Origin of the sequence: Sphingomonas elodea ATCC 31461, from assembly GCF_000226955.1 — a bacterium.
Lineage (GTDB): Bacteria > Pseudomonadota > Alphaproteobacteria > Sphingomonadales > Sphingomonadaceae > Sphingomonas > Sphingomonas elodea.
On record NZ_AGFU01000077.1, the window covers coordinates 1 to 11831 of the forward strand.

The following is an 11831-nucleotide window of genomic DNA, read 5'->3' on the forward strand; positions in this document are numbered from 1 at the left end:
TGAGACACTGCCCCACCCCAACCCCTCCCCTGAAGGGGAGGGGCCTAGATATATCAGATCGCGTTCTCTTCGCCGATCGCCTGGGCCGTCCCCATCAGCGCCGGGAAGAAGCCCTCATGCGCCTTACGGAGGTCGTCGAGGCTCACGCAGAAATCGCCTTCCTCCATCTCGAAGATGATGCGGTTGGCGATGGTGCGGCCGATCGGATCGGCGGCGAGGCCGGCCTTGTCGGCGGCGACCAGGAAGTCGGCCAGCGCCTCGTCCTTCACGGTCACCACATACAGGCCCTGGTCCTCGCCGAACCAGCTGCCGGCGACGCCGAACGGCTGGGGCTGATCGAGGATCGCGCCGATGTTCGAGGCCAGCGCCATCTCGGCGACGGCAACGGCGAGGCCGCCGTCCGACACGTCGTGGCAGGCAGTAACCGCGCCGCCGCAGATCGCCGAGCGGATGAACGCGCCGGTGCGGCGCTCCATCATCAGGTCGACGGGCGGGGGCGGGCCTTCCTCGCGGCCGCAGATCTCGCGCAGCCAGATCGACTGGCCGAGATGGCCGCCGCGCTCGCCCACCGCGATGATCACGTCGCCGGTGCCCTTGAAGGCGATGGTGCAGTTCTTCTGCCAGTCCTTGAGCAGGCCGATCGCGCCGATCGCCGGGGTCGGCAGGATCGCCGAGCCGCCGCCGGTCGCCTTGCTCTCGTTGTAGAGGCTGACATTGCCCGAGACGATCGGGAAGTCGAGCGCGCGGCAGGCGTCGCTCATGCCTTCCAGCGCGCCGACGATCTGGCCCATGATCTCCGGGCGCTGCGGGTTGGCGAAGTTGAGGCAGTTGGTCACCGCCAGCGGGGTCGCGCCCACCGCGGAGAGGTTGCGCCAGGCCTCCGCGATCGCTTGGCGGCCGCCCTCTACGGGATCCGCGAAGCAATAGCGCGGGGTGCAATCGGTGGTGATCGCCAGGCCCTTGTCCGTCCCGTGGACGCGTACGACCGCGGCGTCGCCGCCCGGGCGCTGTACGGTGTCGCCGCCGACCATGTGGTCATATTGCTCCCAGATCCAGCGGCGGCTGGCGATGTCCGGCGAGCCCATCAGCTTGAGCAGATCGGCGGCGGGATCGGCGCATTCCGGCACGTTCTGCAGCTCGGGCTGCTTGGGCGTCGGCACATGCGGGCGATCGTAGAGCGGCGCGTCGTCGGCGAGCGGGGCAAGCGGGATGTCGCACACCACGTCGCCCTTCCACTTCAGGACCATGCGGCCGGTGTCGGTCACATGGCCGATCACGGCGAAATCGAGCTCCCACTTGCGGAAGATGGCTTCCGCGAAATCCTCGCGACCGGGCTTGAGCACCATCAGCATGCGCTCCTGGGACTCGGAGAGCATCATCTCGTAGGGCGTCATGCCGGTTTCGCGCTGGGGCACGTCGTCCATGATCAGCTCGATGCCGACGCCGCCCTTGGACGCCATCTCGACGCTCGAGGAGGTGAGGCCGGCGGCGCCCATGTCCTGGATCGCGACGATCGCGTCCGAGGCCATCAGCTCGAGGCAGGCTTCGATCAGCAGCTTCTCGGTGAAGGGATCGCCGACCTGGACGGTGGGGCGCTTCTCCTCCGAATCCTCGCCGAAATCGGCCGAGGCCATGGTGGCGCCGTGGATGCCGTCGCGGCCGGTCTTGGAGCCGACATAGACGATCGGATTGCCGACGCCCGAGGCCGCCGAATAGAAGATCTTGGTCGTTTCGGCGATGCCGACGGTCATCGCGTTGACCAGGATGTTGCCGTCATAGGCCGGGTGGAAGTTCACCTCGCCGCCCACGGTCGGCACGCCGACGCAATTGCCATAGCCGCCGATGCCGTGGACGACGCCGGCGATCAGATGCTTCATCTTGGGATGATCGGGCCGGCCGAAGCGCAGCGCGTTCATGTTGGCAATCGGGCGCGCGCCCATGGTGAACACGTCGCGCAGGATGCCGCCCACGCCGGTCGCCGCACCCTGATAGGGCTCGATGTAGGACGGGTGGTTGTGGCTCTCCATCTTGAAGATCGCCGCTTGGCCGTCGCCGATGTCGACCACGCCGGCATTCTCGCCGGGGCCGCAGATCACCTGCGGGCCGGTGGTCGGCAGCTTCTTCAGGTGGATGCGGCTGGACTTGTAGCTGCAATGCTCGGACCACATCACCGAGAAGATGCCGAGCTCGGTCAGGTTCGGCTCGCGACCGAGCGCCTTGAGGACGCGGTCATATTCTTCGGGCGACAGGCCGTGCTCGGCCACGATCTCGGGCGTGATCTGGGTCATGGCCGGACCCCTTAGCGACGTGTTGCGCGCGCGTCACCCCGGGAGTTGCGGGACACCGGCAAACGCGGCGTTAACGATGGGTGCGGTAGAAACGCCTATGCCCATCCTGCCGCTCCTCAGCCATGGACTGCGCGCCGGCGACCCGCTCGCGCCGCTGCCCGCCGCGTGGGAGTGCGACCTCGCGACGAACGCGCTACGCTGGTCGGCGGGGGTGTACGCCTTGTTCGGCTTTCCGCCCGGATCGCAGGTGACCCGCGAGGAGGCTGTGGCGATGTACATGCCCGAATCGGCGGCGCTGCTGGAGCAGGTGCGCAGCCGCGCGGTGGCGGAGGGCAGCAGCTTCACCATCGACGTGACGATCCGCCGCCACGACGGTGCGTTGCGCCGGATGCGGCTGACGGCGGACGTGGAGTGCGAGAATGGCCGCCCGGTGCGGCTGTATGGCACCAAGCAGGACGTGACTGACGAATAGGCCTACAGCAGCGCCCAGAGCGTGAGCAGCAGCGCGGTCATCGCGGCGTTGAGCGCCATGCCGACGCCGGCGAAGGTGCCGCCCAGTTCGGAGACCTGAAAGGCGCGGGCCATGCCGATGCCGTGCGCGGCGACCCCGGCCGCGAAGCCGCGTACCCGGTAGTCCTCGATTCGCATCAGGTTGAGCAGCGGCGAGGCGACCATCGCGCCGAACACGCCGGCGATCAGCACCACTACGGCCGCCAGGGCGGGAATGCCGCCCAGCTGGGATGCGAGCGCCATCGCGACGGGAGTCGTAACCGAGCGCGGGGCGACCGTGGCGAGGATCTGCGCGCTGCCGCCGAACGCCCAGACGATGCCGGTAACGCTGAGAATCGCGGTCAGCGACCCCGCGAACAGCGCCAACAGCAAGGGGCCGGCGGCGCGGCGGACCAGCGCGCGGTTGCGCCACAGCGGTACGGCCAGGCCCACCGTCGCCGGGCCGAGCAGGAAGCCGAGCATCGCGGTGTTCTGCGTATAGACCGGGTAGGGCGTGCGCGTGGCGAGCAGGATGCCGATCAGCATCGGCGTCGCCGTGAGCACCGGGTGGCACAGCGGGTGGCGGTTGCTGCGCTTCGACAGGCGATCGGCGCCCTCGAACACCAGCAGGGTGACGGCGAGCCAGAATAGCGGCGTCGCCTGGAGTGCGTGCCAGATGCTGCTCATGCGCCGCGCTCCGTCCGGGCGAGCGCCCAGCGGAAGACGAGCGCGGTCACCGCCATGGTAAGCAGCGTCGAGGCGAGGGTGGCGACGATGATCGCCACGCCGTTGGTCGCCAGTACCGGGCCTTCCTCGATCAGCCCGACGGCGGCGGGCACGAACATCACCGAGAGGTGCGCGGTCAGCCAGGCGGAGACCTGGACGAGGCCGGGCCGCTCGCCGGGGCGCAGCAGCAGCCAGCCGAGCAGCAGGAACATGCCGATCACCGGCCCTGGCAGCGGCAGGCCCGAGAGCAGGTGGATCCCCTCGCCGAGCAACTGGCAGAGGAGCAGGGTGGCGATGGCGGCGATCATGGCGCCCGCCCATGCCATGCGGGGGCGGCAAGGTACACTGCGCGGCGGGGTGAGGCGGACCCGTAAAACCCTTGGCCCGTCCATAATCGTCATCCCGGCGATGGCCGGGATCCATCGGGTTCACCGTGTCGGCTCTTGCTGAAACCGAGAGGCGACTGGATTCCGGCTTTCGCCGGGATGACAAAGGGAGCGCCTATTCCGCCGCTTCGTCCAGCGCCACCGGCATCAGGTCGCCCAGATGCGCCTGGATCCACTCGACCAGATCCTCGACCTTCGCCGCCGCCTCGTGGCCGAGCGGCGTCAGGCTGTACTCTACATGCGGCGGCACCACCGGCAGGCTGCGGCGCGTGACGAGCTGGTGCGCCTCCAGCTGCTGGAGCGTCTGGGCGAGCATGCGCTCGCTCACCCCGTTCACCCGGCGGCGCAGCTCGCTGAAGCGGCGGGTGCCGCCCTGCAGCGCGACCAGCACGAGCAGGCCCCAGCTGCTGGTGATCCGCTTGAGCACCGCGCGCGACGGGCAATCGGTGGCGAACACGTCGCCCCGATCCATCATCGCGGCGAGGGTACGGGGGCGATCGGCAGACATTTTTGATACTTACCTTTGTGTGCGTACTTACGATTCGTAAGTGGGGCGCTAGATCAGCGGCGTCAATCCATCACGGAAGGAACTGCCATGTACGCCGTTACCGGAGCCTCGGGCCAGCTGGGCCGCCTCGTCGTCGAATCGCTGCTGGGCAAGGTCGCGCCCGGCGAGATCGTCGCGCTGGTGCGCAATCCCGACAGCGTTGCCGATTTCGCCGCCAAGGGCGTGGCGGTGCGTGTCTTCGATTATGATGCGCCCGAATCGCTGGCGCCAGCACTGGCGGGCATCACCCGGCTGCTGCTCATCTCCGGCAACGCGGTCGGCAGCCGCGTGCCGCAGCACCAGGCGGTGATCGACGCAGCCAAGGCGGCAGGCGTGCAGCTGATCGCCTATACCAGCATCCTGCGCGCGCAGACCTCGCCGCTGCTGCTCGCCGCCGAGCACAAGGCGACTGAAGACCTGCTGGCGGCAAGCGGCGTGCCGCACGCGCTGCTGCGCAACGGCTGGTATGCCGAGAATTACCTGATGGGTGCGGGTGCCGCGATCGCGCACGGCGTGCTGATCGGCAGCGCGGGCGACGGCGTGGTCTCCGCAGCCTCGCGTGCTGACTATGCCGAGGCGGCGGCGGTGGTGCTGACCCGCGGCGAAGCGGGCACCTATGAGCTGGCCGGCGATATCGGCTTCACGCTCGCCGAACTCGCGGCGGTCGTCTCGGGCATTGCGGGCAAGCCGGTGCCGTTCCAGAACCTGCCCCAGGCCGACTATGCCAAGGCGCTGGAAGGCGCGGGCCTGCCGGCGCCCTTCGCAGCGGTCCTGGCGGACAGCGACGCGCGGGTGGCCGAGGGCGCGCTGTTCGACGATTCGAAGACTCTGTCGGGGCTGATCGGCCGCCCGACCACACCGTGGCGCGAGACGATCGCGGCAGGGCTTAAGGGCTGAAACATTCCTCCCCGTACCGGGGAGGCGCTTTTTACAGGATTTCCCGGATCTTTTCGGGCGGGCGACCCAGCCGAACGCCGCGCTCGGTGACCACCAGCGGGCGTTCGATCAGGATCGGGTTGGCCGCCATCGCGTCGAGGATCGTATCGTCGTCCGCGCCTTTCAGCGGCTTGGCGGCGTCCTCGGCGATGCGCAGGCCCTCGCGGGCGGTCATGCCGGCCCGCTTGTAGAGCTCCGCCAGAACCTCGCGGCTCGGCGGGGTCTTCAGATATTCGATCACCGTCACCTCGGCGCCGGCGTCCTTGAGGATCGCCAGCGCCTCGCGCGACTTGGAGCAGCGCGGGTTGTGGTAGATCGTTGCCTTCACGCCGACGCGGCCTCGTCCTGGCGAGCGAGCCACTCTTCGAGCCACTTGATCGTATAGTCGCCCTTCAGGAATTCGGGATCGTCGAGCAGCGCCTGGTGGAGCGGGATCGTCGTCTTGATGCCGTCGACCACGAACTCCTCGAGCGCGCGCTTCAGCCGCAGGATGCAGCCCTCGCGGGTGCGGCCATAGACGATCAGCTTGGCGATCATCGAGTCGTAATAGGGCGGGATCCGGTAGCCCGAATAGATGCCGCTATCGACGCGGACGTGCATGCCGCCCGGCGCGTGGAAGTGGGTGATCGTGCCCGGCGAGGGCGCGAAGGTCCGCGGATCCTCGGCGTTGATGCGGCATTCGATCGCGTGTCCGCGGAACTCCAGATCCTCCTGGCGCACCGACAGGCCATGCCCTTCGGCGACGCGGATCTGCTCGCGGACCAGGTCCATGCCGGTGATCATCTCGGTCACCGGATGCTCGACCTGGAGGCGGGTGTTCATCTCGATGAAGTAGAACGCGCCATTTTCCCACAGGAACTCGATCGTGCCGGCGCCGCGATAGCCCATGTCGGACATCGCCTTGGCGACGATCGCGCCCATGCGCGCACGCTCTTCGGGCGTGATCACCGGCGACAGCGCCTCTTCGAGCACCTTCTGGTGGCGGCGCTGGAGCGAGCAGTCGCGCTCGCCCAGGTGGATCGCGTTGCCGTTGCCGTCGCCGAACACCTGGAACTCGATGTGGCGCGGATTGCCGAGATACTTTTCGAGATAGACGGTGGCGTCGCCGAACGCGGCCTTCGCTTCCGAGCCCGCCTGCTGCATCAGCGTCTCGAGCTGGTCCTCGCTGGTGCACACCTTCATACCGCGACCACCGCCGCCCGAGGCGGCCTTGATGATCACCGGATAGCCGGCCTTGGCCGCGATCGCCTTGGCTTCTTCCAGGTCGCTGATCGGGCCGTCCGAGCCCGGCACCAGCGGCAGGCCGAGCGCACCGGCGGTGCGCTTCGCCTCGATCTTGTCGCCCATCGTGCGGATATGCTCGGGCTTGGGCCCGACGAAGATCAGCCCGTGCGCCTCGACGATCTCGGCGAACTGGGCGTTCTCCGACAGGAAGCCATAGCCCGGATGGATCGCGTCCGCGCCCGAAATCTCGGCCGCCGAGATGATGTTCGGGATGTTGAGATAGCTTTCCGATGCGGCCGGCGGGCCGATGCAGATCGCCTCGTCCGCCAGGCGCACGTGCATCGCATCGGCATCGGCGGTGGAGTGCACCGCCACCGTCTTGATGCCCATTTCGTGGCAGGCGCGGTGGATGCGCAGCGCGATCTCGCCGCGATTGGCGATCAGCAGCTTCTTGATCTCGGGCATGGCCGTTCCGTTACTCGACCACGACGAGCGGCTGGTCGAACTCGACCGGCTGGCCGTTCTCGACCAGGATCGCCTTGACCGTGCCGGCGGTGGGGGCGTGGATCGGGTTCATCACCTTCATCGCCTCGATGATCAGCAGCGTGTCGCCGGCGGCGACCTGCTGGCCCACGGTCACGAAGGTCTTCGCTTCCGGATTCGGCTTGAGATAGGCGGTGCCGACCATCGGCGACTTGACCGCATTGGCGGCCGGCTGGGGTGCTGCGACGATCTCGACCGGGGCAGCGGCTGCGGCGGCCGGGGCGGCGAGGATCGGTGCGGGCTGCGCATATTGCATCGGCGCGGCCGGCGCGGCGGTCATGGTGCGGGCGACGCGGACGCGGCGTTCGCCGTCTTCCACTTCGATCTCGGTCAGCTGGGTATCATCGAGCACGGTAGCGAGCTGGCGGACCAGCTCGATATCGACCTGCATTGCACCCGTCTTGGATTCTTCGGCCATACGACCCTTCTTTTAAATTCCGTAAATGAAACGCCGCCCTCTGTCAGAGACGCGCGGCGGCTTCAAGCGCGAGAATGTAGGAAAGCGACCCGAACCCGGCCACTGTACCCTTCGCCGCCCGGCCTACGAAGCTGGTGTGGCGGAAGGATTCGCGGGCGTGCGGGTTCGAGAGATGTACCTCGATCACCGGCGTGGAGATGCTCTTGATCGCATCGTGGAGCGCCACCGAAGTGTGGGTGTAGCCACCCGGATTGAGGAGCACGGCGCGCGCGCCATCGGCCTGCGCCTCGTGCAGCCAGTCGATCAGGTGCCCCTCGTGGTTCGACTGGCGCACCTCGACTTCCAGGCCCAGATCGCGGGCGCGATCTTCCAGCATGCCGGCAATGTCGTCCAGCGTGTCCGACCCATAGATTTCCGGCTCGCGGAGCCCCAGCAGGTTGAGGTTGGGACCATTCAAGACGAAGATCGTATCGGCCAATGCAGGCGCCTTTCGGTTGCGGGCAGGATGCGGTCCTCCCTATATGAGCCCGCGTCTCCGATCAAATCCAAGGCTCTTCATGCACAGCGACGGCACCGTCTCCATCCGCGTCAATGGCGAACACAAGCGCATCACCGCCGGGCTCACGCTCGCGCAGCTCGCAAGCGAGCTGGGGCTGGTGCCCGAAAAGCTGGCGGTGGAACGCAACCTCGAGGTGGTGCCGCGCTCGACGCTGGACCAGGTGATCGTCGAGGATGGCGACGAGCTGGAGATCGTCCACTTTGTCGGCGGCGGCGACCATGCCGGCGCGCTTGCGGACGACAGCTGGACGGTGGCGGGCAAGACCTTCCGCTCGCGCCTGATCGTCGGCACCGGCAAGTACAAGGATTTCGAGCAGAACGCGGCGGCGGTGGCGGCTTCGGGCGCCGAGATCGTCACCGTGGCGGTGCGCCGGGTGAATGTGAGCGACCCCAAGGCGCCGATGCTCACCGACTATATCGACCCCAAGAAGATCACCTACCTTCCCAACACCGCCGGCTGCTTCGACGCCGACTCGGCGATCCGCACGCTGCGGCTGGCGCGCGAGGCGGGCGGCTGGGAGCTGGTGAAGCTGGAAGTGCTCGGCGAGGCGCGGACGCTCTACCCGGACATGGTCGAGACGCTGCGCGCGACCGAGGTGCTGGCCAAGGAAGGCTTCAAGCCGATGGTCTACTGCGTCGACGATCCCATCGCGGCCAAGCGGCTGGAGGATGCGGGCGCGGTGGCGATCATGCCGCTGGGCGCGCCGATCGGCTCCGGCCTCGGCATCCAGAACCAGGTGACGATCCGGCTGATCGTCGAAGGCGCCAAGGTGCCGGTGCTGGTCGATGCGGGCGTCGGCTCGGCATCGGACGCGGCGGTGGCGATGGAGCTGGGCTGCGACGGCGTGCTGATGAACACTGCGATCGCCGAGGCCAAGGATCCGATCCTGATGGCGGCGGCGATGAAGGCGGCGGTGGAGGCCGGGCGGCTTTCCTACCGCGCCGGCCGGATGGCCAAGCGTCGCTATGCCGATCCGTCGAGCCCGCTGGCGGGGCTGATCTGATGCGCGCGGCCGGGCTGGCGTCGCTGGCGCTGCTTGCCGTCGCTGGCTGCCACCCGCGGCCGCAGGCGGACCCGGTGGAAAATCAGGGGCCGATCTCCGCCGAGCCGGTAACACTCACGGCCGCCGACGGGGTGAAGATCGCCGGCGTCTATACCCGCGCAGCCAAGCCCAGGGCGCTGCTGCTGCTGTTCCATCAGGCCGAATCGGGCAAGGACGAGTACGCATTGCTCGCGCCGCAGCTGGCGCAGGCGGGCTATTCCTCGTTGCGGATCGATCAGCGCGCGGGCGGCACGCTGTACGGCGTCAACGAGACGGTGAAGGCGCTCGGGCACTCGGCGGACTATGCCGCGGCGAAGCGGGATCTCGACGCCGCCTTCGCCTGGGGGCAGGCGCAGAAGCTGCCGATCATCCTGTGGGGCAGCAGCTATTCGGCGGCGCTGGTGTTCCTGCTGGCCGCCGAGCATCCCGGGCAGGTGCAGGCGGTGCTCGCCTTCTCGCCGGGCGAATATCTCGACGACAAGGGCGCGGTGGCGCGGGCGGCGGCGAAGGTAACGGCACCGGTCTTCGTCACCTCCGCGCGCGACACCCGGGAAGCGGATGCCGCACGGACCATTCTCAAGGCCTCGCCCGCGGCGATCAATACGCAGTTCTTCGCCACACAGGGCGGCGTGCACGGCAGCTCGACGCTACTGCGGATGAAGAATCCCGACGGTGCGCAGGACGCGTGGCGGGCGACACTGAAGTTTCTCGGCGACGTGACGAAGCACTGAGCGGGAACCTGCGTACCCCAACACACGTTATTTCCTGCAAGTCGAAGGTGCCGCGTACCGAGGTATCCGACCGTAGCCAGGAGTATCGATCATGGGCGAGCTGACCGACAAGATCAAAGGCAATATCAATGAGCTGGCCGGCAAGCTGAAGCAGCACAGCGATAACCCCGAGACCCGCGACGAAGGCGCGGCGCAGGAGATGAAGGGCAAGGCCCAGCAGCTCGGCGGCAAGGTGAAGGGCGCGCTCGGCGACGATATCTGATCCGCTGACCGATCGGATGTGAACGGGTCGTGCCGCAAGGTGCGGCCCGTTTTCGGCCTCTCCAAGCCCCTCCTCCTTGGAGGAGGGGTCGGGGGCGGAGGGTTTCCAGAACCTGCGTTGGTCTCGGTGCGACCCAGCCCCACCCCAACCCCGCATCAGGTGAACAGCGCCCCGCGCTGTTCAGGCGCTGCCGGGGGCAGCGCCGACCTGATGTGCGTGAAGGGGAGGGGCTTGGAGGGGTCGGCTCAATCCGGGACGTAGAACGCCCACATGTCGGGCTCGATCTGCGCCGCGGCGAAGCGGATCGGCGCGTTGGTGGCGCCGATTTCGCAGATCATGAACGAGAAAGTATCACGGGTGTTGAGCGGGTGCGGCAGGCGCACCGTCGCCTTGTTGATCCAGCGCCATTCGCGCTGCCAGACCGGCTGTCCACCGATCCGGGCCCTGTCCCCGCGCTTACCGACATGCGCCGTACGCCACCGTTCTACCGTCTGCTGTACCATGGCGCGAGAATAGGGCCGGAGAGGTTAACGCCCTCCTAGTCTTTCACCGATTTCGCAGTTTTGTGACCGTGGTCGCCGGGCTGATCACTTCGATATCCGTCTTGCAATGCAAGAGCTTGAGGCCCGGTTGTGCCAAGGCCAGCGCGAGCGCGGGGGCAAACGCCTCGGTCGTCTCCACCGTGGTCGCCCAGCCGCCGAACGCACGGGCCAGCGCCGCGAAATCGGGGTTGCGGAGCGTCGTGCCGGAAAGCCGCTCGGGGAACTCGCGCTCCTGGTGCATGCGGATCGTGCCATAGGCGCCGTTGTCGACCAGGATCACCAGCATGTCCGCACCGTGCTGGACGGCGGTGGCGAGCTCCTGCCCGTTCATCAGGAAGTCGCCGTCGCCGGCGACCGCCACCACCTTGCGTTCGGGAAAGCGGAGTGCCGCGGCGACCGCCGCCGGCACGCCATAGCCCATCGCGCCGGCGGTGGGGGCGAGCTGGCTCGGCTGCACGGCATAGTGCCAGTAGCGGTGCCACCAGCCGGAGAAATTGCCCGCGCCGTTGCAGATAATGGTGTCCGCCGGCAGCGCTTCCCGCATCGCCGCGACGCAGGGGCCGAGATCGAGGGCTACGCCCTCGCGCGGCTTCGGGGTCGACCATTCCAGCCATTCGGCATGGGCGGCAGCGGCGTCGAAGCGGGGAAGGCCTGCCGCTTCCACCGTGGCGGCTGCGGCGACGGCGAACTCGAACGGCCGCGCGCAGATCGGCAGGTCGACGCGGTACACGCGGTGGAATTCGCCGGGGTCCGGGTGGACATGCACCAGCGTCTGCCCGGGATGCTCGGGCGTGATCAGGCTGTAGCCGTCGGTCGTCGCCTCGCCGAGCCGGGCGCCGACTACCAGCAGCAGGTCCGCCGTCTTGATCCGCTGGACCAGCTTGGGATTGGGGCCATAGCCGAGATTGCCCGCCCAGACCGTTGAGGCGTTGTCGATCGCGTCCTGGCGCCGGAAGGCGCAGGCGACCGGCAGCTCGATCAATTCGGCGAAGCGGGCGAAGTCCTCCGCCGTATCCGAATCCCAGCCGCCGCCGCCCACGATCGCGATGGGCCGTTCGGCACCGCGCAGCAGGTCGTACAGCTGGTCGAGATCGAAGGCGTCGGCCGCCTGGATCGGCTCGGTAATGGCGGGGGGGGG

15 protein-coding genes are annotated in these 11831 nt (G+C 68.1%); 5 read left to right on the forward strand and 10 right to left on the reverse strand.

The features are described from left to right. Positions 1–53 precede the first annotated feature (53 nt). Positions 54–2288 (reverse strand): phosphoribosylformylglycinamidine synthase subunit PurL, encoded by a 2235-nt coding sequence (purL, locus tag KK7_RS0117640; RefSeq protein ID WP_010545971.1) that lies wholly within the window; start codon positions 2286–2288, stop codon positions 54–56. Positions 2289–2385: 97 nt separating this feature from the next. Here purL and KK7_RS0117645 point away from each other — a divergent pair, with 97 nt between their 5' ends. Beyond that, positions 2386–2760: a PAS domain-containing protein gene (locus KK7_RS0117645; protein ID WP_010545972.1), complete on the forward strand. Its 375-nt coding sequence runs from the start codon at positions 2386–2388 to the stop codon at positions 2758–2760. 2 nt (positions 2761–2762) lie between these two features. On the opposite strand, the gene KK7_RS0117650 is transcribed toward KK7_RS0117645, so the two are convergent. The 3 genes from KK7_RS0117650 to KK7_RS0117660 form a co-directional block, all read right to left on the reverse strand. Next, positions 2763–3464 (reverse strand): LrgB family protein, encoded by a 702-nt coding sequence (locus tag KK7_RS0117650; protein ID WP_010545973.1) that lies wholly within the window; start codon positions 3462–3464, stop codon positions 2763–2765. Further along, complete coding sequence (locus tag KK7_RS0117655) at positions 3461–3829, reverse strand: CidA/LrgA family protein (protein ID WP_237709251.1); 369 nt, start codon at positions 3827–3829, stop codon at positions 3461–3463. The genes KK7_RS0117650 and KK7_RS0117655 overlap by 4 nt, the downstream gene beginning before the upstream one ends. A gap of 175 nt (positions 3830–4004) precedes the next feature. Beyond that, entirely contained in the window at positions 4005–4397 is a 393-nt protein-coding gene (locus KK7_RS0117660; protein WP_010545975.1) for a winged helix-turn-helix transcriptional regulator, read from the reverse strand. 87 nt (positions 4398–4484) lie between these two features. Between KK7_RS0117660 and KK7_RS0117665 the strand changes: the two genes are divergently transcribed. Then, complete coding sequence (locus KK7_RS0117665; protein ID WP_010545976.1) at positions 4485–5333, forward strand: SDR family oxidoreductase; 849 nt, start codon at positions 4485–4487, stop codon at positions 5331–5333. 31 nt (positions 5334–5364) lie between these two features. On the opposite strand, the gene arsC is transcribed toward KK7_RS0117665, so the two are convergent. From arsC to aroQ, 4 genes are read right to left on the reverse strand one after another with little or no spacing between them, the layout of a single operon-like run. Next, positions 5365–5700 (reverse strand): arsenate reductase (glutaredoxin), encoded by a 336-nt coding sequence (gene arsC / locus KK7_RS0117670; protein WP_010545977.1) that lies wholly within the window; start codon positions 5698–5700, stop codon positions 5365–5367. After that, positions 5697–7061 carry an acetyl-CoA carboxylase biotin carboxylase subunit gene (gene accC / locus KK7_RS0117675; protein ID WP_010545978.1) on the reverse strand — a complete coding sequence of 455 codons (1365 nt, stop codon included), beginning with the start codon at positions 7059–7061 and terminating at the stop codon, positions 5697–5699. Before accC ends, arsC begins: the two co-directional genes overlap by 4 nt. Before the next feature lie 10 nt (positions 7062–7071). Beyond that, complete coding sequence (accB, locus tag KK7_RS0117680; RefSeq protein ID WP_010545979.1) at positions 7072–7557, reverse strand: acetyl-CoA carboxylase biotin carboxyl carrier protein; 486 nt, start codon at positions 7555–7557, stop codon at positions 7072–7074. A 43-nt stretch (positions 7558–7600) separates the two neighbouring features. Then, a complete protein-coding gene (aroQ, locus tag KK7_RS0117685; protein WP_010545980.1) occupies positions 7601–8035 on the reverse strand; it encodes a type II 3-dehydroquinate dehydratase in 435 nt (144 codons plus the stop codon). Between the two features lie 79 nt (positions 8036–8114). Between aroQ and thiS the strand changes: the two genes are divergently transcribed. The 3 genes from thiS (at position 8115) to KK7_RS0117700 (ending at position 10151) form a co-directional block, all read left to right on the forward strand. Then, positions 8115–9119, forward strand: a complete 1005-nt coding sequence (thiS, locus tag KK7_RS21110) for a sulfur carrier protein ThiS (protein ID WP_010545981.1) — start codon at positions 8115–8117, stop codon at positions 9117–9119. Then, entirely contained in the window at positions 9119–9889 is a 771-nt protein-coding gene (locus KK7_RS0117695; RefSeq protein ID WP_010545982.1) for an alpha/beta hydrolase, read from the forward strand. Before thiS ends, KK7_RS0117695 begins: the two co-directional genes overlap by 1 nt. A 91-nt stretch (positions 9890–9980) precedes the next feature. Then, positions 9981–10151, forward strand: coding sequence for a CsbD family protein (locus KK7_RS0117700; protein WP_010545983.1), 171 nt, complete (start codon positions 9981–9983; stop codon positions 10149–10151). Between the two features lie 245 nt (positions 10152–10396). Here KK7_RS0117700 and KK7_RS0117705 read toward each other — a convergent pair whose 3' ends face one another. Together KK7_RS0117705 and KK7_RS0117710 are read right to left on the reverse strand one after the other, a co-directional pair. Then, positions 10397–10654, reverse strand: coding sequence for a hypothetical protein (locus KK7_RS0117705; RefSeq protein WP_010545984.1), 258 nt, complete (start codon positions 10652–10654; stop codon positions 10397–10399). Positions 10655–10697: 43 nt separating this feature from the next. Beyond that, a partial coding sequence (locus tag KK7_RS0117710; protein WP_010545985.1) for a thiamine pyrophosphate-dependent enzyme occupies positions 10698–11831 on the reverse strand: 1134 nt, incomplete at its 5' end.